Source organism: Pedobacter westerhofensis (genome assembly GCF_900182595.1).
Classification (GTDB): Bacteria; Bacteroidota; Bacteroidia; order Sphingobacteriales; family Sphingobacteriaceae; genus Pedobacter; species Pedobacter westerhofensis.
Genome location: NZ_FXTN01000003.1, coordinates 21,894 through 43,256 on the forward strand (window position 1 = coordinate 21,894; position 21,363 = coordinate 43,256).

Here is a 21,363-nt window from a genome sequence, read left to right on the forward strand (position 1 = left end):
AGATCCAAACGATATCGGATAACATAATTTAAACCATGATTACAAATACATTAAATATATGAGAAGACCTAATCCCCTATTTTTCCTGGCGGTTGTTTTTCTGGCGAATACAGTATCCGCGCAACAGAAAAAGACCGTACCAGCAGCCGATCAGAAAATCAATACTTTCATCAACAGCCTGATGTCTAAAATGACTGTGGATGAAAAAATCGGACAGCTTAATTTGCCCGCTGTAGGATTTGACGTTACAGGACCCGTTTTAAGCGAGGGCGTAGACGAAAAGATTGAAAAGGGATTAGTTGGCGGTGTTTTTAACACTTTTACCCCTCAGGCAGTAGAAAAACTGCAGAAACTGGTGATGACTAAGTCGCGGTTGAAGATTCCCTTGTTATTTGGATATGACGTGATACACGGACACAAGACCATATTCCCTATCCCTCTGGGACTAAGTACCAGCTGGGACCTTGACCTGATTGAGAAAAGTGCACGTATTGCCGCAAGGGAAGCAAGTGCTGATGGTTTAAACTGGACCTTCTCCCCTATGGTAGACATTGCAAGGGACCCGCGCTGGGGAAGAATTGCTGAAGGATCAGGCGAAGACCCCTACCTGGGCTCGCTTATTGGTGTAGCCATGGTCAAAGGATATCAGACCAGCAGCCTGTCCAACAAAGATGCTATTCTCGCCTGCATCAAGCATTTTGCGCTCTACGGCGCCGCCGAAGCAGGAAGGGATTACAATACTACAGATATGAGCCTGATCAAAATGTATAATGAATACCTGCCGCCTTATAAAGCAGCAGTTGATGCAGGTGCTGCTTCTGTAATGGCTTCTTTTAATGATATCAACGGAACACCGGCCACAGCAAACAGGTGGTTGCTAACCGATCTGCTGCGCAGTAACTGGGGATTTAAAGGATTTGTAGTGAGTGATTATACAGGAATTAATGAGCTGGTACCGCACGGACTGGGCGATCTGAAAACAGTGAGCGCAAAAGCTCTTGCTGCAGGAACGGACATGGACATGGTTGGCGAAGGATTTCTGACCACCCTCAAACAATCCCTGCAGGACAAAAAAATCACCATGCAGATGATCGATCTTGCCTGCCGCAGAATGCTAGAAGCAAAATATAAACTGGGTTTATTTGCCGATCCTTATAAATATGTGAACGAAGAACGTGCAAAAACAGAAATCCTTTCACAGCAAAACAGGTTCGATGCAAAAAATATCGCTGAAGCATCAATGGTATTATTGAAAAATGATAACCAGGTATTGCCTTTGCAAAAGAAAGCTAAGATTGCGTTGATTGGCCCGCTGGCTGATGACAAACGCAATATGATTGGCAACTGGAGTGCGGCGGGCGATTGGAAAAAGGCAATCGGTGTAATGGAAGGCCTTAAAAACGCAGCACCGGATCTGGATATTACTTATGCTAAAGGGGCAAATCTGGTGGATGATGCTGCCATTTTAAAACAACTGAATGCCAATGGCGCAGACATCGCTGCAGATGAAAAATCAGCGGATAAACTGATCAGCGAGGCCGTATCTGCAGCAAACAAATCAGATATCGCCGTTGTGGTACTCGGTGAAAGTGCACTGATGGGCGGCGAAGCCACAAGCCGCACCAATCTTGATCTTTTACCAAATCAAAAAGCACTGTTAAAAGCAGTTAACGCTACAGGAAAACCCGTAGTGCTGGTACTGATGAACAGCCGTCCCCTTACGCTGGAATGGGAAGATGCCAACGTAACGGCAATTCTTGAAACCTGGTTTGGCGGTACTGAAGCAGGTAACGCCATTGCGGATATCCTGGTAGGGAATTATAACCCTGCTGGTAAGCTGACCTCAACATTTCCAAGAAGCGTGGGCCAGATACCGATCTACTACAACCATAAAAATACCGGCCGCCCCTACGACGGTATATCCAATGAAAAATACAAATCCCGTTATATCGATAGTTCAAATGATCCCCTGTATCCTTTTGGTTATGGTTTGAGTTATACCAGTTTCCAGTATTCGGCACCACAGCTGAACAAGACCGCTGTTAAAGCCGGACAACCCATCCAGGTATCTGTAGATGTTCAGAATACAGGTAAGTATGACGGCCAGGAAGTAGTGCAGCTGTATATTCAGGATATTTACGGATCTATCACCAGACCCGTAAAAGAACTGAAAGGATTTCAGAAGATCTTTCTGAAAAAAGGAGAAAGTAAACATGTGACCTTTACGATTGACGAGCAGATGCTCAAATTTTTTAATGCCGACTTAAAGTTCGCAGCTGAACCGGGAGATTTTAACCTGTTCATCGGATCCAATTCACGCGATGTAAAAGCCGCCAGCTTCAGCTTTGGCAGGTAAGGCATTTTGGCCTTCAGTTATTTTATGGAAGGCACAATAATTTAAATTGTTTAAAACCCGCTTGTAATACAGGCGGGTTTTATAATTTAGTGCCATGAAGTATTACAAACTGCTCCTCTTTTCACTACTTATTATATGCAGCTCAAATCTAAAAGCACAGGATCTCACAAAATTCAGTAAAGGCAGTTACATCACTACCAAAGATACCATTCAATACAGGATCTTGTTTCCCGAAGCATTTGATCCCCAAAAGAAATATCCTGTAGTAATTTTTCTTCATGGCCGCGGTGAACGTGGCAGCGATAATGAAATGCAACTGGCAAATGGTGGTAAATTATTCCTTAAACCAGAACTGCGTACGCAATTTCCGGCGATAGTGATTTTTCCGCAATGCCCTGAGAACAGCTACTGGAGCAACGTAAACATCACCACCGATACTGCCGGAAAAAGGAAGTTCAGTTTCCAAACTGGTGGTAAACCCACCAAAGCCATGAGCAGCCTGATGGGCATGATTGACAACTTCCTGGAAAAACCCTATGCAGACCATAATCAGATTTACATCGGAGGCCTTTCTATGGGAGGGATGGGAACCTATGAGCTGTTGCGCCGCAAGCCCAAAACCTTTGCCGCTGCCTTTGCGATCTGCGGTGGAGATACTCTTGCAAATGTGAATAAGTATAAAAATGTGCCCTTATGGATCTTCCACGGCGGAAAAGATGATCAGGTGAACCCTGCTTACTCCATCGCCATCAGCAATCAGCTAAAGATCGTAGGTAAAGAAGTAAAATTTAGTTATTATCCCGATGCCAACCATAACAGCTGGGACGCTGCACTGGCAGAACCTGAGCTGCTGCCCTGGTTGTTTAGCCATACCTTAAAAAAATAAAAGGTGGAGATTAACCCCACCTTTTATTTTATTCTGTCATATTGTGATATACTGCCTGCACATCATCATCATCTTCCAGTTTATCAATGAGCTTCAGCACATCTGCCGCCTGTTCTTCAGAAACATCAGTAGTTGACAGTGAAATACGCTCCAGTTTAGCGCTTTTCATCTCAAATCCCATGTCTTCAAGCGCTTTCTGCATTTTACCGAAATCTTCAAAAGCAGTCTGAACAACAGCAACTTCAGTACCTTCTTCGTCTGCTTCCAGGTAAAGTTCTTCCAGTCCGGCGTCAATCAGTTCAAACTCCAGCTCTTCCATATCCTTCTCTCCCGGTAAAAACCTGAAGACCGATTTACGGTTAAAGATAAAATCCAGGGAACCTGTTTTGCCCAGGGAACCGCCTGTTTTACTAAAGTAACTGCGCACGTTTGCCACAGTCCTGTTTGTATTGTCTGTTGCTGTTTCGATCAGGATAGCTACACCATGCTGTGCATATCCTTCATATACATGCTCCTCGTATCCATTCTCATCCTTATTGGACGCCCTTTTGATCGCGGCATCAACAGTATGTTTAGGCATATTTACTGCCTTAGAGTTTTGGATAGCAGTACGCAGGCGGGAGTTGGTATCCGGATTTGGGCCGGCATCTTTCACTGCCATTACAATTTCCTTCCCTATGCGGGTAAATTGTACGGCCATCTTAGCCCAACGTTTAAATTTTCTTTCTTTTCTAAACTCAAATGCTCTTCCCATTGTATTCTTATTGAGGGCTTACCCTATTTTATTTTTTTAAATTATTAAACATATCTGCAGTCAGCTTCGCCAGGTCAAACTCAGGTTTCCAGCCCCAGTCGCGCGTGGCAAACTGGTCGTCAATAGAACGCGGCCAGCTGGCAGCAATCTGCTGGCGCGGATCAGCAGCCGTGTAAGTTAGCTTAAAATCCGGGATATGGCTCCTGATTTCAGCCGCAAGCACTTCCGGCGTAAAGCTAACCCCAGCAAAATTATAGCTTGAGCGTATGCTGATCTGTGCTGAAGGGGCATCCATTAATTCAATTGTACCGCGGATGGCATCATCCATATACATCATGGGCAGTTCCGTTTCTGCAGAAAGAAAAGAAGCATAGCTCCCCTTTTTCAAGGCATCATGGAAAATATGTATCGCATAATCCGTTGTACCTCCGCCCGGAGCAGCCTTCCAGCTGATCAGGCCCGGATACCGGATACTGCGTACATCCAGCCCATATTTCTGGTGATAATATTCGCACCATCTTTCACCTGCTAATTTACTAATTCCATAAACAGTATTGGGGTCCATTACACAAAATTGTTCTGTCTGGTCTTTTGGTGAATTTGGTCCAAAAACAGCGATTGAACTTGGCCAGTATACCTTCGCCGTTTTGTAAACGATAGCCAGGTCAAGGATATTCAGCAAGCCGTTCATATTCAGGTCCCAGGCCAGCTGCGGGTTCTGCTCCCCTGTTGCGGACAATAAAGCCGCCAGCAGGTATACCTGAGCGGGTTTATACTTGTTAAATATTTTATTTAAAGTATCCTTTTCCAGGACATTAACGAATTCAAAAGGGCCTGAATTCTTGATATCATAATCGGGACGGCGGATATCGCAGGCGATCACATTGTCTTCCCCGTAGGTCTTACGGAGGGCTGTAACTAACTCTGTGCCGATCTGGCCGTTAGAGCCCAAAACTACTATTTTTTCGTTCATTAAAATATAGATTTTGGCAAAGGTAGAAAAACGAAACAAACCCCAATAAAAATGTTGTTAATTATATTTATCTTCATATATTGATAGCTCATGCTCTCATTTTACAGGCCCTTTATGCCCTGTAAATTTAAAATGAACCATAAATATAAATCATATGAGCAACAGAAGAAACTTTTTACAACAGGCCGGAATAGCTGCTGCAGCAGCAATCCTCAGCCCTTCGGTACTATCCTCTGCAATGGCGGCAGAAAAATTACCCTCCCATAAAGTAGGGATCCAGCTGTATACGCTGAGGGAACAACTACTTAAAGATGTCAAAGGGACGATTTCAAAAGTAGCGAAGATCGGTTACGACCAGGTAGAAACCTTTTACGGTTATCCCGGACCAAATGCTGCACCCGGTTTCTGGGGGCTGGATGCTAAAGCGTTTAAGTCGCTTCTGACAGCCAACCACTTAAGTTCTCCAAGCGGGCATTACAATGCCAATTCCTATTTTATCGAAGGCGGAAATGATGAAACCATCAAACAGTATATCGAAGTTGCAGCTACCGTAGGGCAGAAGTATTTTGTGATTCCCTCAATACCGCATGACCCTGCAAAAGCAAGCACATCAGATTACTTTAAAGAAATCGCAGCCAAATTCAATCATGCAGCCGGGCTCTGCAAAAATCATGGCCTCAAACTGGGCTATCATAACCATAATTTTGAGTTCACTGATCTTGGAAACGGCGTAACACCATTTGATATTCTCCTGAAAGAAACCGATCCTTCGATGGTCAGCTTTGAGCTTGATTTGTTCTGGGCGGTAAATGCAGGAGTCAATCCACTGGAAATGTTTAAGCTACATCCCGGACGTTTCAAAATGTGGCATGTGAAAGATATGGATAAAGCAGATAAAAAAGTTTTTACCGAGGTAGGAACAGGCAGCATTGATTTCAAAAGCATCTTCAAACAGGCAAAACTTTCGGGAATGGAATACCTGTTTGTAGAACAGGATGTGATTAAGATAGACCCTTACCAAAGTATCACCAAAAGTATTAATTATATCAAAAAAGACCTGTTATCATAATTATAGATTAATTTAGTGTCAGGATATAAATATTTTTCCGGGCAGGCCTGAGTAACAATAACATTATATTAGTGTGTTAATATTACACTTTGTCAACTGTTTTACTTAATTTGGACTGTCCAATAGCACAACAACATACGATAATTAACCAAATTTAAATCACTATGAATAGAAGAGAGGCAGTTAAGAGTGTTGCTTTTTTAATGGGAGGCGCACTGTCTGCAACTACAATCGCTGTATTTATCGATGGCTGTACTTCGCCATCGGCTAATAAGGGATCGAATCTGTTTTCGGATGACCAGAACCTGATCATCACTGAAATAGCGGATGTGATTATCCCTAACACAAAAACACCGGGCGCAAAAGCTGCAGGTGTAGGGCCGTTCATTTCCAAGATGGTTATGGAATGCTACCCTGAGGATGCACAAAAAGCATTTGTAAAAGGGCTTGAAGATCTTGAAGACCGTTCGAAAAAACAATTCGACAAATCATTCCTTAAAATTTCCCCGAAAGAGCGTGAGCAGCTGATCGGAAAATTACGTGATGAAACTGTGGCAGCCCAGAAAGCTGAAGCTGCAAAAAAACCGTCATCCGGCCCTAACCTTAAACTGGAAAAACCAATGGCCGGACCAGACAGGTATGCGAAAAGTACACCTTATTTCTTTGCAATTGCGCGCGATTTAACCATGCTTGGTTATTTCACTTCTGAAATCGGCGCTACACAGGCTCTCGAATATGTACAGATCCCCGGCCGCTATGATGGCTGTGTAGATCTGAAACCTGGTCAGAGAGTTTATTCATAAACCAAATTAGCACAACAAGCAATGAATTTAAATACAAAAGCAACAGCACAAAATACATATGATGCTATTGTTGTTGGATCCGGTATCAGCGGCGGATGGGCAGCAAAAGAACTAACCGAAAAAGGACTTAAGGTTTTACTGCTTGAACGCGGCAGAAACGTTGAGCACATCAAAGACTATACTACAGCAATGAAAAAACCATGGGAATTTGAACACCGTGGCCTGCTGACAGAAGAACAAAAAAAGACACACCCTGTACAGATCAGGGATTATCCATATCAGGAATTTAACGAAAGTTTCTGGGTAAATGACCTGGAATGCCCTTATACCGAGGTTAAACGCTTCGACTGGTACCGGGGATTTCACGTAGGTGGTAAATCACTGATGTGGGGACGTCAGAGCTACCGTTTCAGCGACCTGAACTTTGAAGACAATAAAAAAGACGGTCATGGAAATGACTGGCCGATCAGATACAAAGACCTCGAAAAGTGGTACGACTATGTAGAGCGTTTCGCCGGTATCAGCGGACAGGCAGAAAACTGGCCTGCACTGCCAGACGGACAGTTCTTACCTCCGATGGAGATGAACTGTGTGGAAAAATCTGTAAAATCACGCATCGAGGAGCATTATAAAAAAGCAAGGATCATGACCATTGGCCGTACAGCCAACCTGACCGTGCCCCATGGCGGAAGAGGCAGCTGCCAGTACCGTAACCTCTGCAGCAGGGGATGTCCTTTTGGCGCTTACTTCAGCACCCAGTCCTCTACCCTTCCGGCAGCTGTAGCTACAGGAAACCTGACCTTGCGTCCTTTCTCTCTGGTAGAATCTATCATCTATGATAAAGAAACCCAGAAAGCCAAAGGTGTTCGTGTTATCGACTCTGAGACCAAGGAAAATGTAGAGTTCTACGCTAAAATTGTTTTTGTAAACGGTTCTACACTGGGAAGTACATTCCTGCTGTTAAACTCAACTTCTGCAGAACATCCGAACGGTTTGGGCAATGGCAGCGGTGAGCTTGGCCATAACCTGATGGACCACCACTTCCGTTGTGGTGCAAACGGCGAGGCAGAAGGATTTGAAGATAAATATACCTACGGTAGACGTGCCAACGGGATCTATATTCCAAGATACCGTAATATGAACGGTGAAAAACGCGATTACCTGCGTGGCTTTGGCTACCAGGGTGGTGCAAGCCGTACCGGCTGGCATAAAGATGTTGCAGAACTGGCCTTTGGCGGTGAGTATAAAGATCAGATGACTCAGCCAGGCTTGTGGACAATGGGACTGGGCGGCTTCGGCGAATCGCTTCCATATCATGAAAACAGGGTGTACATCGATAAAACCAAGAAAGATAAATGGGGCATGCCTGTTCTGGCTATCGACTGTGAGTTTAAAGGCAATGAACAAAAAATGCGTTTAGACATGATGAACGATGCAGCAGAAATGCTGGAAGCCGCGGGCATGAAAAACATCACCACCTTCGACAACGGATCTTCACCGGGTATGGCTATCCACGAACAGGGAACAGCACGTATGGGAGATGATCCCAAAACATCTGTCCTCAATAAATGGAACCAGATGCACGAAGTGAAAAATGTTTTTGTAACTGACGGATCATGTATGCCGTCAATCGCATGCCAAAACCCATCACTTACATTTATGGCATTAACAGCCAGAGCTGCGGATTTTGCAGTTTCTGAACTTAAAAAAGGAAACCTTTAATGGCAGCAGCTAAGATAAGAATGGGAATGATCGGTGGCGGAAAAAATGCCTTCATCGGCGCCGTTCACCGCATTGCAGCCAATATAGACGGACAGATAGAACTGGTTTGCGGCGCATTGAGCTCCAATCCGGAAACTGCAAGGGAGTCTGGCGAATTGTTGTTTTTAGCAGCAGACAGGAACTATGGCAGCTACCAGGAAATGATCGAAAAGGAAAGCCTGCTCCCGGCCGAAACCAGGATGCACTTTGTAACTATCGTTACACCTAACTTCGCGCATTTTGCCCCGGCGATGCTGGCACTGGAACATGGTTTCCATGTAGTGATCGATAAACCGATCAGCCTTACACTGGCTGAAGCCAAAAAGCTGGAAGAAAAAGTAAAAGACACAGGCTTAACCCTGTGTCTTACCTATACCTACTCTGGTTATCCGATGGTAAAACAGGCACGTCAAATGGTAAAAGAAGGTGCCTTCGGAGCGATCCGTAAAGTGCTGGTAGAATATCCGCAGGGATGGCTGAGCCTTCCTTCAGAACGTGACGGCAACAAACAATCTTCATGGAGAACCGATCCTGCAAAAAGCGGGATCAGCGGCTGCATGGGCGATATTGGTACACACGCAGCCCAGCTCGCAGAATATATCTCAGGCCTGGAGATCGCAAAGATCTGTGCAGACCTGAATATTGTGGTTGATGGCCGGCCGCTCGACGATGACGGCAATGTTCTGCTGAAGTTTAACAATGGCGCCAATGGTGTATTGGTAGCTTCCCAAATTGCCGCAGGCGAGGAAAACGCTCTGAAGATCAAGGTTTACGGCGAAAAAGGCAGCCTGGAATGGCATCAGGAAGAACCCAATACGCTGAAGGTAAAATGGCTGGACGCGCCAAGCCAGATCTACCGTACAGGACAGGGTTACCTGGCACAGGCAGCGCAATACAATGCGCGTACTCCTGCCGGGCATCCCGAAGGTTACCTGGAAGCTTTTGCCAATATATACCGGAATTTTGCCTCAACACTGCAGGCGCAGCTTGCCGGTGAAACACCTACAGCAGAAATGCTCGACTTCCCCGGTGTGGAAGAAGGCGTGAGAGGAATGGCGTTTATAGAAAATGTAGTGGCATCAAGCCAGTCGGCCCAGAAATGGTACGATTTCAAAATATAAAAGAATGACAACACTTAAAGGACCAGCAGTTTTTTTAGCGCAGTTTATCAGAGAAGAAGAACCTTTCAACTCTCTGGAAGGTATCTGTAAATGGGCGGCAGACCTTGGCTTTAAGGGCATCCAGATGCCTACACTCGATAACAGGTTTATCGATCTGCAAAAAGCAGCCGAAAGTAAAACCTATGCAGATGACCTGAAAGGGCAGATCGCAGGATACGGACTGGAAATTACTGAACTCTCTACCCATATCCAGGGCCAGCTGGTAGCTGTAAACCCGGCTTTTGATAAGGCTTTCGATGGTTTTGCTCCTGCAAACCTACGCAACAATCCATCTGCACGGCAGGAATGGGCGGTACAGCAGTTAAAATATGCAGCAAAAGCTTCACAGAACCTGGGCTTAAATGCACATGCTACCTTCAGCGGATCACTATTATGGCATATGTTCCACCCCTGGCCGCAAAGACCGGAGGGTTTGGTAGATGATGGGTTTAAAGAACTGGCACGCCGCTGGCTGCCGATCTTAAATGAGTTTGACGAATGCGGTGTGGATGTTTGTTATGAGATCCACCCGGGGGAAGACCTTTTTGATGGTATCACCTACGAAATGTTCCTCGAAAAAGTAAATAACCACCCAAGGGCATGCTTATTGTATGATCCCTCACACTTTGTGTTGCAGCAGCTGGACTATATCCAGTATATTGATTTTTACCACGAACGTATTAAAGCTTTCCATGTGAAAGATGCAGAGTTTAATGCTACCGGCAGACAGGGAACTTTTGGCGGTTACCAGAGCTGGGCAAACCGCGCAGGGCGCTACCGCTCGCCGGGCGACGGACAGGTAGATTTTAAAACAATATTCAGTAAACTTGCCCAGTATGACTTTAAAGGCTGGGCGGTAATGGAATGGGAATGCTGCATCAAGGATTCTGAAACCGGTGCAAGAGAAGGTGCCGAGTTTATTAAAAAGCACATTATCCCGGTTACTGCCAGGGCCTTTGATGATTTCGCCGCTACAGGTGCAGATGAGGCTTTTAACCGACAAATATTAGGTATATAATAATTAGCACAAACAAAGAATGAAACACACAACTTTACTGATCTTAGGCTGCCTGGGCTTAACCCTGGCTTCATGCGGAGGTTCTTCACAGCAGACAGAAGAAACTATCAAGACAAAATCAACTACGACAACTGACACCAGCGCAACTGTAAGTGCGGAGACACCAACAGCAACGCTTCCGGGAGAAAAACTGGTTTCAATGAACGACTGTGTAGGATGCCACAATAAAACACAAAAGATAATCGGCCCGGCCTATGTGGATATTGCTGCGAAATATCCTTCCAATGATGCAAATATCAGCCATCTGGCAGATGTTGTGATTGCCGGAAGCAAAGGTACCTGGGGCGATCTGCCAATGACACCCCATCCTAACCTGAGCAAAGACGACGCTAAATTAATGGTAACCTGGATACTTTCACTTAAAAAATAGAACCCTTAAATACCAGATATCCCTATCCAACCAAATATTTTTAATCTATGGACAAGACAAAAAAAGAATTAGATGCGGCCAGCAGGCGCGCATTTATAAAAAATACTGCAATCGCAGGTGCTTCATTTATGATATTCCCACGCCATGTATTAGGCGGAAAAGGTTTTACTGCCCCGAGTGACCGTTTGGTTGTGGCGGGTATTGGTGTAGGTGGAAAAGGTGCGGGCGATATTGCTGCTTTTTATAAGAGCGGCAAGGCAGATATTGGATTTCTTTGTGATGTAGACACCAAAAGAGCTGCCGGTACAGTAAAAAGTTTCCCTAAGGCAAAGTTTTATAAGGACTGGCGGGAAATGCTGGATAAAGAACACAAAAATTTTGATGCAGTGAGCATCTCGACACCGGATCATAGCCACGCAATGATTACGGTTGCAGCCATGCAGCTGGGAAAACATGTCTATGTACAAAAACCCCTTACGCATGATATTTACGAAGCCCGGAAATTAACCGAGGCAGCAAAAAAATATAAAGTAGTTACGCAGATGGGTAACCAGGGCGCATCCAACGATGGCCCGCGCCAGATGAAGGAATGGTACGACGCAGGACTGATCGGCGATGTACATACCGTATATGCCTGGACAGACCGTCCGGTATGGCCGCAGGGTATTCCATGGTCGGCCAATAAAGCGGAAATTCCGGCAACGCTCGACTGGGACCTCTGGCTGAACAATGCGCCTTACAAAGAGTTTGTGGATAAACTGGTTCCTTTCAACTGGAGAGGCTGGTGGGATTACGGAACCGGCGCTTTAGGCGATATGGGATGCCACCTGATCGAAGCTCCTTTCAGTGTACTGGGACTTAAGTATGCAACTAATGTACAGGCCAGCGTAGGTTCTGTATATGTAGATGAATTCAAAAGGGGTTATTTCCCTGAAAGCTGCCCTCCTTCAAGCCATGTGACACTGACGTTCCCTAAAACACCAAAAACACAGGGCGAGGTAACACTGCACTGGATGGACGGAGGTATTCAGCCTACACGTCCTGAAGAACTGGATGCCAATGATGTTTTTGGCGATGGTGGTAATGGTACCTTATTTATTGGTACAAAAGGAAAAATGATGAGCAGTACCTATAGTGCCAATCCGCGTTTGCTTCCGCTGAGCCGCAACAAGGACATCAAAGTAGCCGAAAAATTTGCACGTGTTCCCGGTGGGGCCAACGGACATTATGCACAATGGGTAGAAGCATGCATCGCCGGTTATGGCAAGAAAGAAGTAAGTTCTCCTTTTGAAATTGCAGGGCCATTGACCGAAGCGTTGCTGATGGCTAACCTGGCGATCCGCGGAAATGATGTTCAAAGGACATCGGCCGACGGGAAAGTGAGCTATCCGGGCAGAAATATCCAGTTGCTGTGGGATAATGACAATATGAAGGTCACCAATTTTGATGACGTAAACCAGTATGTTAAAAGAGAGTACCGCAAAGGCTGGACACTCGGCATGTAAATACTATAAATTATGAACCCCGGCATGATTGAAATAATGATTAATTAATAAAATCATTATTTCAATCATCAAAGGCTCCATCTAACAATTGAAAAACAATAAATAAAAGAGATGAAATTATATAAAATATCGGCAGTACTGCTGCTTGCAGTAATCGGCAGCACTAACAGTAATGCACAGAAAAAAGAAAAAGGTTTTGTTTCTCTGTTTGACGGTAAAACTACTACCGGCTGGCATAGCTACGGCAGAAATTTAGCCGGACAGGGCTGGAAGGTTGAAGAGGGTGCATTGCACCTTGTACCTACCGGAAATAAAGATGATTCAGGTGACCTGGTAACCAATAAGGAATATGGAAATTTTCACCTGAAGGTGGACTGGAAAGTAGCTCCCGGTGCCAATAGCGGAATTTTGTTCCACATTAAGGAAGATGCCGCAAAATATCATCAGACCTACAGTACCGGCCCTGAAGTACAGGTGATCGACAACGATGGGCATCCGGATGGAAAGATCACCAAACATCGCGCCGGAGACCTGTATGACCTCGTTAAAAGCAGCTCTGAACCTGTAAAACCTGTTGGAGAGTGGAATACCGCTGAGATCATCAGCAACAGAGGCAAACTGGAAATTAAATTGAATGGCGTTACAGTTGTTTCTACCACTCAGTTTGATGACAACTGGAAAGCACTAATTGCAGGCAGTAAGTTTGCAAAGTGGGAAGGCTTTGGTACATTCACCTCCGGAAAGATCTCCCTGCAGGACCATGGAAACGAAGTATGGTACCGCAACATCATGATCAAAGAACTATAAACAATATAAAACCAAATATGATGAATGTAAATACCCGAATCAAATTATCACTGATGATGTTCCTGGAGTTTTTTATCTGGGGATCCTGGTTCGTTACCCTGGGTACTTTTTTAGAAAAAAATCTATCTGCAACAGGTTCACAAACGGCAGCAGTTTTCTCCACCCAGTCATGGGGAGCAATCATTGCGCCCTTTATTATTGGCCTGGTGGCCGACAGGTTTTTTAATGCTGAAAGAATCCTTGGCGTACTGCATATCATCGGGGCTGTCCTGATGTACCAAATGTATACTGCAACAAATGTGGATGCTTTTTATCCCTATGTACTCGGTTACATGATCCTTTTTATGCCTACACTGGCATTGGTAAATTCAGTAGCATTCAATCAGATGAAAGATGCAGAGAAGGAATTTTCAAACATCAGATTTTGGGGCACTATCGGCTGGATCGTTGCCGGTCTTTTTATCAGCTATTTATTCCTATGGGATTCTGCAGAAGGTTTAAGCTCGGGATTACTGAAAAACACATTCGCTATGGCTGGTATTGCTTCGCTGATCTTAGGTTTATTCAGCTTTGTACTGCCGAAAACGCCACCTAAAGTATCAAAAGACGAAAAGGTAAAACTGTCTGATATCCTCGGGCTGGATGCCCTGAGCCTGCTGAAAGACAAAAACTTTGCAGTGTTTTTTATCTCTGCAATTCTGATCTGTATCCCTCTGGCCTTTTACTACCAGAACGCACACCCCTTCCTGTCGAGCATTGGCGTAGCCGGCCCTACAGGGAAAATGGCGATCGGTCAGGCCTCTGAAGCCTTATTCCTGCTGATGATCCCGGTCTTTTTTAAACGCTTCGGCTTTAAGATTACTATACTCGTGGGGATGCTTGCATGGGCAGTACGTTACGCTTTGTTTGCATACGGAAATGCAGGTGAACTGAGCTTTATGCTAATCATTGGTATTGCGCTACATGGCGTTTGTTACGATTTCTTCTTTGTATCGGGACAGATCTATACCAATTCGAGAGCCGGCGACAGGTACAAAAGTGCTGCACAGGGTTTAATCACACTGGCTACCTATGGTGTGGGAATGCTGATCGGTTTTGAAGTTGCAGGTATGATCACAGACAGCTATAAGCTGGCAGACGGATCGGTAGACTGGAAAATGGTGTGGATTATTCCTGCCGGTATTGCACTGGTAGTATTCCTGCTGTTCTCGGTCTTCTTTACGGATAAAAAAACTACTCCGGAATCACAACTTAACCACGCTTAATCATGGGAACAGAACAGAGCCGCAGAAAAATGTTAAAAACGGTGATCACTGGCACTGCAGTACTGGGTGCATCAGTGGCTATGCCGGCACTTGCTATGGAAAAAGAAACAACACCTGATACCGCTGCACCAAAATTAAAGGGCAATGTAAACCATTCGGCCTGCCGCTGGTGTTACAGCAGCATAGAGCTGGATGCACTTTGTGCCGCCGGAAAACAAATGGGGCTGAAGGCGATTGACCTTGTTGGCCCATCAGAATGGCCTACGCTAAAAAAGTACGGACTGTACTCTTCCATGTGCAACGGTGCGGAGATTAATCTTGTAGATGGTTTTAACGATCCTAAGTTCCATCCTCAACTAATCGAAAATTATTCTAAAATGATTCCGCTGGTGGCTGCAGCCGGGTATAAAAACCTGATTTGCTTTAGCGGTAACCGCAGGGGCAAGGATGATGAAACTGGTTTAAAAAACTGTGTTGAAGGATTGAAACAGTTGATACCGCTGGCAGAAAAACACAATGTAGTATTGGTAATGGAACTGCTCAACAGCAAGGTAAACCACAAAGACTACCAGTGTGATCATACAGCATGGGGAGCAGAACTGGCGAAAAGATTAGGCTCTGAAAACTTTAAACTGCTGTATGATATCTATCATATGCAGCTGGACGAAGGGGACGTGATCAGGACGATCCAGACCTACCACCCCTACATTGCACACTACCATACCGGAGGTGTTCCCGGAAGAAATGAAATAGACGAAACGCAGGAATTATATTATCCTGCAATTATTAAAGCCATCCTGGCAACAGGGTTCAAGGGATACATTGCACAGGAGTTTATTCCATTAAAGGAAGACAAACTGGCCTCCCTGAGAAAGGCAATTATAATATGTGACCAATAAACTATTAACTATGAACTCAAGAAGAGATTTTATCAAACTGGCAGGGCTTGCCGCGGCGGGCGCAGCTATTACACCCTCATTTGCCTTCGCCGCTCCGGCTAAGGTCGTTGGCCTGCAGTTATATTCATTACGCGTTGAATTACCAAAAGATTTAAAAGGTACAATTGCCAATGTGGCTAAAGCTGGTTATAAAGAAGTGGAAACTTACGGCTATTCTGCCAAAGACGGATACTGGGGCTTAGATGCCAAGGCTTTTAAAGCCCTGCTGTCTGAAAATGGCCTTACTGCACCAAGCGGGCATTACGGAATGGACAAATTCATCACTGACGGCAATCAGGAAGAACTGAAAACATATATTGAAGCGGCAAACATATTGGGCAGCTCACATATCACTGTTCCTTACCTGGGCGACAATCTGAGGAAAAATGAGGGCGACTGGAAAAATGTGGCCGACAGATTAAACGAAGCCGGTGTTCTTTGTAAAGCGGCCGGCCTTAAACTGGGCTATCACAACCATAATTTTGAGTTTGTTAAATATGGCGAAACCACAGGGTATGAAATGATGCTGAAAGGCACAGATCCAAACCTGGTAGACTTTGAAATGGACATTTACTGGGTAGTGAGATCAGGGAATGATCCGGTTAAGCTATTCACTGAATTTCCGGGACGTTTCCCAATGTGGCATGTGAAAGACATGGACAAGGTTGACAACACCATCAATACAGAAGTTGGAACTGGTACGATTGATTTTAAAACACTGTATAAAAGCGCCAAGCTGGCGGGATTGAAACACCTGATCGTAGAGCAGGAAAACTTTTCTATGGATGCTTTCAAAAGCATCAAACAAAGTGCTGATTACGTTAAGAAAAGCATTTTATAAAACACCGAACTGGCAGGATGGATTATTCCTGCCAGCTCTTTTCCTTATCATCCTGCCCCTACCGTTCTGGTTGCTCCCACAGGAATTACAATTAATTACGCTTTTTAAAAACGTTTTTCACCGAAATCCACTGAATATGAGCAAAGTTTTTCTCATATTTGGATTGATATGCTATGCCCAAGGTGGGTAAATAACATATCATTACCATTAAATTCAAATAAATAACAAAATGAAACCGTCATCTTTGATGACAGCTTCATTACCATTAAAAACAAATTTAAAACATGAAAATCGCAGTTGTAGGTGCCACTGGTTTAGTAGGCACTGTAATGTTAAAAGTACTGGAAGAACGTAATTTCCCTCTGACCGAGCTAATCCCGGTTGCATCAGAAAAAAGTGTAGGTAAAGAAATCACTTTTAAGGGTAAGCAGTTCAAGGTGGTTAACATGGAAACTGCAATTGCCATGAAACCGGATATTGCTTTATTTTCTGCGGGAGGTAGTACTTCATTGAAATACGCCCCTCTTTTTGCTGAAGCTGGTACTACAGTGATAGACAATTCATCCGCATGGCGTATGGATCCATCTAAGAAGCTGATTGTACCGGAAGTAAATGCCTATGAATTATCAATTGATGATAAGATCATTGCCAACCCAAATTGTTCGACTATCCAAATGGTAGTGGCCTTAAAACCATTACACGATAAATACAGAATTAAACGCGTTGTTGTTTCTACTTATCAGTCTGTAACAGGAACTGGTGTAAAAGCAGTAGAGCAAATGATGAATGAACGTAAAGGCATCACTGATGGCCCTATGGCTTATCCGTACCAGATTGACCTGAACGTAATCCCGCAGATCGATGTTTTCGAAGCTAACGGTTACACCAAGGAAGAGATGAAAATGATCAAGGAAACCCGTAAGATTATGGGCGACGAGAGCATTCGCGTTACGGCAACCACAGTGCGTATCCCTGTAATGGGCGGTCACTCAGAATCCGTTAATATCGAGTTTGAAAACGATTTTGATGTTGCTGATGTAAAATCCCTGATGCAAAAAACACCGGGTATCATTCTGGAAGATGACATCGATAACCTTAAATATCCGATGCCTAAAGATGCGCATGAGAAAGATGAAGTATTTGTTGGACGGATCAGAAGAGATGAGTCTATGCCAAATACCCTGAACATGTGGATCGTTGCAGATAACCTGCGCAAGGGTGCAGCTACAAATGCTGTACAGATTGCAGAATTTTTAGTACAAAAAGAACTGATCTAAGCAGATCATTCCTATACCGATGTGGTTTAGATATAGCAATAGCTATATTTAAACCACATTTTTTATTTAATAGAATATGTTAAAAAGATCCCTGTTATTACTTTTTGCCCTATCGTCAACGCTCTCCTTTGCCCAAACTCCGGCACAGAAGTTATCACAATCCTTCAGCACCCTGCAGGAAGACCCCCAGGCGAAATATGCAATTTGCTCTATCTGCGTTTTAGATGCCAATACCGGAAAAGAGATCTTTGCAAAAAATGAAAATATCGGCGTTGCCACTGCCTCAACATTAAAAACGATTACTGCAGCAACTGCATTCTCATTGCTTGGAAAGGATTTTCACTATCATACCACACTCGGATATAGTGGCAGCATCGCTGCAGACGGAACACTTAATGGAGATGTGATCATTACCGGTGGCGGTGATCCTACCCTGGCTTCGTGGAGGTATGAGAATAAAGAGGGTGTGGTACTCAGTCAATGGGTAGCCGCGATCAAAGCAGCAGGCATTAAAAAAATTGAGGGCAAAATCATTGGTGACGATCGTCTCTGGGGTACACAAGGAACTCCCGAGGGATGGACATGGCAGGACATGGGAAACTATTTTGGCGCCGGCCCTTCAGCACTCAGCTGGAGAGAGAATCAGTTTGATATTAAACTGCGCGCAAACAATACGGTTTCTGTTTTAAGAGCAGTGCCCGCAATGCCATATCTTACCATTGTGAATGAATTGCACCCCGGAGAAGCAGGCAGCGGCGACAGGGCTTACGCCTACCTGCCGCCATTAGGCAATATTGCGTACCTTCGTGGCAGCTGGGCCAGGGACATCCAGAAAAGCGGGATTTCAGTAGCCCTTCCGGATCCGGCCTATGATGCCGCTTTCCGTTTACAGGACACCCTCCAGAAGGCCGGCATCAAAGTAAATACTGCTGCAAGCACCGCCAGGCAGCTCCTTGCAGCTGACCAGCATTTACCCTCTTCAATTCAAAACCTAAACACCATTACCTCCCCTTCTCTAGCAGAAATCGTTTTCTGGTTAAACAAAAAAAGCGTGAACCTGTACGCAGAACATCTGTTGAAAACCCTTGCCTGGAAAGCCGGGAAAGAAGCAACTACCAGCAATGGGGCCGGCGTAGAGATCAGGTACTGGGCAAATAAAGGCCTGGACAGGAATGCCCTCAACATCATTGACGGCAGCGGCCTTTCGCCCGCAACAAGGGTAACCACAGCCGCTATGGCCAATATTCTGTTTCAGTCGCAAAAAGAAGAGTGGTTCCCTGAATTTTATAAATCGTTGCCAGAAAATAATGGCATGAAACTAAAGAGCGGCACCATCAATGATGTTTCGGCCTTTGCAGGTTATTACACGGCTGATAACGGGAATAAATATGTGATCGTTATCAATATCAATAATTATTCTGGCAGTGGTATCAACCCCAAACTATTCAGGGTTTTGAATGCCTTAAAATAAACATTTGCCCCTTATTTATCCACATTTTACTAAATTGCAGGCTTTTAGCAAGCACCCGCGCAAAATACCCTCTTTTTTTTATGAACAAATTCGTAACTTTTATATGCTGTTTTTTTATTTACATCAACGCATATAGTCAACAAATGGGATCTGAAAATACTACTTTACCGGCAGCGGATAGCAGTGCCGGCCCGCTCAGCAGGGCGCCGGAATTTGCTATTATTCCAGAACCGGTGTCGCTGCTTAAAACCAGCGGCCATTTCACGCTTCCTGATAATGTGGTGATCCTGGCCACGCCGGAGATGAAACTTGTTGTTGATTATCTAAAAGAAAAACTATCGGTACCTACAGGGAAGTTTGTTGCGGAATATAACAATACTTCTGCACCGGCCTCCATCCGCCTGATGCTAAATTCGAAAGCCAATGCTGTGCTGGGAAATGAGGGCTATCAGATTTCAATCACTCCAACCTTAATTGTCATCAAGGCGAACAAAACCGCGGGATTGTTCTATGGTGTACAAAGCTTGCTGCAATTATTCCCAAAAGAAATAGAATCAAAAGAACTGATCAAAGACATCAACTGGACCGTTCCCTGTGTAGAGGTTACGGATTACCCCCGTCTTGCCTGGAGAGGACTGATGTTTGATGTGGCGCGTCACTTTTTTACTAAAAAGGACGTGAAGCAATACATCGACGCGATGGTCCGCTATAAATATAACCTCCTTCACCTGCACCTGACTGATGATGAGGGATGGAGGATAGAGATCAAAGGGCTGCCAAAACTTACAGAAGTTGGCGCATGGAATGTGAAAAAAACCGGCGAATTTGGAAGCTTCAGCACTCCTGGGCCTGATGAACCCCGTACATATGGTGGTTTTTACACCCAGGATGATATCCGGGAACTGATACAGTACGCCAAAGACAGGTTTGTAGATATTATGCCCGAAATTGATGTTCCGGGTCATAGTCTTGCAGCAGTAGCCTCTTATCCTGATTTATCATGTACCCCGGCAGCAATAAATTACAGAGTGCGCTCGGGAGAGAAAATCATGGACTGGTCGCACGGTGCACCGCCAATCGCATTGCTGGACAATACACTTTGCCCCGCCAATGAAAGGGTTTACAGTTTCCTTGATACGGTGATCACGCAGGTGGCTGCACTGTTCCCTTTTGAATATATCCATATGGGCGGCGACGAAGCACCGGAAAACTTCTGGCAGAAAAGCGATGCCATCAAAGCACTGATGCAGAGAGAAGGTCTTAAAGATATGCGACAGGTACAGGGCTACTTTGAGAAACGCGTACAGAAGATTGTTGAATCCAAAGGCAAGAAATTTATGGGCTGGGATGAGATCATGAACAGCGACATCCCCGCAAGTGCAGGGATCATGAGCTGGAGAAGCAGCCAGTTTGGCATCGAAGCCTCTCATCTGAAACATGAAGTAATCATGACGCCGCAAACCAATGTTTATCTGGACCTGATGCAGGGCGATGTGATTACAGAACCTAAGGTATATAATACCGTTCGTTTGCCTAAAACCTACGAATTTGATCCCGTACCGGCAGGTGCCGATCCAAAATATATTATAGGTGGCCAGGGCAATTTGTGGACAGAACAGATCTATAATATTCGCCAGGCAGAATATATGACCTGGCCAAGAGGCTATGCAGTGGCAGAATCAGTCTGGTCGCCAAAGGAAAAGAAAAACTGGACCAACTTTATCGGTAAGATGGAGGAGCATTTTAAACGGATGGATATTGCCGAGACAAAATATGCGCCGAGTATCTATGATCCGATATTTAAAGCAAGCAGGTCGGCCGACAGGCAGGTAATGGTGGAACTGATCACCGATATCGACGGACTTGACATTTATTACAGTTTTGACAATTCATTCCCGGACAGGTTTTATCCAAAATATACAGAAAAAGTAACAGTACCAAAGGATGCCAGCCTGATGCGGGTAATCACTTACCGTGGCAATAAACCTATTGGCAGGATGATTACGATATCGGTAGATGAGCTGAATAAAAGAGCGGGAAAAAGATAAT

General features: G+C 44.7%; 18 protein-coding genes. 16 read left to right on the forward strand and 2 right to left on the reverse strand.

The window, feature by feature from the left end:
* Positions 1 to 58: 58 nt before the first annotated feature.
* Positions 59 to 2,356, forward strand: a complete 2,298-nt coding sequence (gene bglX / locus FN831_RS05575; protein ID WP_142527237.1) for a beta-glucosidase BglX — start codon at positions 59 to 61, stop codon at positions 2,354 to 2,356.
* 94 nt (positions 2,357 to 2,450) lie between these two features.
* Positions 2,451 to 3,242, forward strand: coding sequence for a carboxylesterase family protein (locus tag FN831_RS05580; RefSeq protein ID WP_142527238.1), 792 nt, complete (start codon positions 2,451 to 2,453; stop codon positions 3,240 to 3,242).
* Positions 3,243 to 3,270: 28 nt separating this feature from the next.
* On the opposite strand, the gene FN831_RS05585 is transcribed toward FN831_RS05580, so the two are convergent.
* Together FN831_RS05585 and FN831_RS05590 are read right to left on the reverse strand one after the other, a co-directional pair.
* Positions 3,271 to 3,996 carry a YebC/PmpR family DNA-binding transcriptional regulator gene (locus tag FN831_RS05585; protein WP_142527239.1) on the reverse strand — a complete coding sequence of 242 codons (726 nt, stop codon included), beginning with the start codon at positions 3,994 to 3,996 and terminating at the stop codon, positions 3,271 to 3,273.
* 28 nt (positions 3,997 to 4,024) lie between these two features.
* Positions 4,025 to 4,969: an NAD-dependent epimerase/dehydratase family protein gene (locus FN831_RS05590; protein ID WP_142527240.1), complete on the reverse strand. Its 945-nt coding sequence runs from the start codon at positions 4,967 to 4,969 to the stop codon at positions 4,025 to 4,027.
* A 154-nt stretch (positions 4,970 to 5,123) separates the two neighbouring features.
* On the opposite strand from FN831_RS05590, the gene FN831_RS05595 reads away from it, so the two are divergent.
* The 14 genes from FN831_RS05595 to FN831_RS05660 all read left to right on the forward strand — a co-directional run bounded on the left by FN831_RS05595 (position 5,124) and on the right by FN831_RS05660 (position 21,362).
* Entirely contained in the window at positions 5,124 to 6,038 is a 915-nt protein-coding gene (locus FN831_RS05595; RefSeq protein WP_142527241.1) for a sugar phosphate isomerase/epimerase family protein, read from the forward strand.
* Positions 6,039 to 6,202: 164 nt separating this feature from the next.
* Positions 6,203 to 6,841: a gluconate 2-dehydrogenase subunit 3 family protein gene (locus FN831_RS05600; RefSeq protein WP_142527242.1), complete on the forward strand. Its 639-nt coding sequence runs from the start codon at positions 6,203 to 6,205 to the stop codon at positions 6,839 to 6,841.
* Between the two features lie 21 nt (positions 6,842 to 6,862).
* Complete coding sequence (locus FN831_RS05605; RefSeq protein ID WP_142527243.1) at positions 6,863 to 8,563, forward strand: GMC oxidoreductase; 1,701 nt, start codon at positions 6,863 to 6,865, stop codon at positions 8,561 to 8,563.
* Positions 8,563 to 9,723 carry a Gfo/Idh/MocA family protein gene (locus FN831_RS05610; protein WP_142527244.1) on the forward strand — a complete coding sequence of 387 codons (1,161 nt, stop codon included), beginning with the start codon at positions 8,563 to 8,565 and terminating at the stop codon, positions 9,721 to 9,723. Before FN831_RS05605 ends, FN831_RS05610 begins: the two co-directional genes overlap by 1 nt.
* 4 nt (positions 9,724 to 9,727) lie before the next feature.
* Positions 9,728 to 10,780, forward strand: a complete 1,053-nt coding sequence (locus tag FN831_RS05615; RefSeq protein ID WP_142527245.1) for a sugar phosphate isomerase/epimerase family protein — start codon at positions 9,728 to 9,730, stop codon at positions 10,778 to 10,780.
* 19 nt (positions 10,781 to 10,799) lie between these two features.
* Positions 10,800 to 11,210, forward strand: coding sequence for a c-type cytochrome (locus FN831_RS05620; protein ID WP_142527246.1), 411 nt, complete (start codon positions 10,800 to 10,802; stop codon positions 11,208 to 11,210).
* A 47-nt stretch (positions 11,211 to 11,257) separates the two neighbouring features.
* The gene (locus tag FN831_RS05625; protein WP_142527247.1) at positions 11,258 to 12,715 is read left to right on the forward strand and encodes a Gfo/Idh/MocA family protein; all 1,458 of its coding nucleotides are present in this window, start codon (positions 11,258 to 11,260) and stop codon (positions 12,713 to 12,715) included.
* A gap of 111 nt (positions 12,716 to 12,826) precedes the next feature.
* Entirely contained in the window at positions 12,827 to 13,522 is a 696-nt protein-coding gene (locus FN831_RS05630; protein ID WP_142527248.1) for a 3-keto-disaccharide hydrolase, read from the forward strand.
* Positions 13,523 to 13,542: 20 nt separating this feature from the next.
* Positions 13,543 to 14,787 carry a nucleoside permease gene (locus FN831_RS05635; protein ID WP_142527696.1) on the forward strand — a complete coding sequence of 415 codons (1,245 nt, stop codon included), beginning with the start codon at positions 13,543 to 13,545 and terminating at the stop codon, positions 14,785 to 14,787.
* A gap of 2 nt (positions 14,788 to 14,789) precedes the next feature.
* Complete coding sequence (locus FN831_RS05640) at positions 14,790 to 15,686, forward strand: hydroxypyruvate isomerase family protein (protein ID WP_142527249.1); 897 nt, start codon at positions 14,790 to 14,792, stop codon at positions 15,684 to 15,686.
* Between the two features lie 10 nt (positions 15,687 to 15,696).
* On the forward strand, positions 15,697 to 16,566 hold the full coding sequence (locus FN831_RS05645) for a sugar phosphate isomerase/epimerase family protein (RefSeq protein ID WP_142527250.1): 870 nt from the start codon (positions 15,697 to 15,699) through the stop codon (positions 16,564 to 16,566).
* A 284-nt stretch (positions 16,567 to 16,850) separates the two neighbouring features.
* Complete coding sequence (locus FN831_RS05650; RefSeq protein ID WP_142527251.1) at positions 16,851 to 17,843, forward strand: aspartate-semialdehyde dehydrogenase; 993 nt, start codon at positions 16,851 to 16,853, stop codon at positions 17,841 to 17,843.
* Positions 17,844 to 17,919: 76 nt separating this feature from the next.
* Positions 17,920 to 19,314, forward strand: coding sequence for a D-alanyl-D-alanine carboxypeptidase/D-alanyl-D-alanine endopeptidase (gene dacB / locus FN831_RS05655; protein ID WP_142527252.1), 1,395 nt, complete (start codon positions 17,920 to 17,922; stop codon positions 19,312 to 19,314).
* Positions 19,315 to 19,457: 143 nt separating this feature from the next.
* On the forward strand, positions 19,458 to 21,362 hold the full coding sequence (locus tag FN831_RS05660) for a beta-N-acetylhexosaminidase (protein ID WP_142527253.1): 1,905 nt from the start codon (positions 19,458 to 19,460) through the stop codon (positions 21,360 to 21,362).
* The last annotated feature ends 1 nt before the right edge of the window (position 21,363 follow it).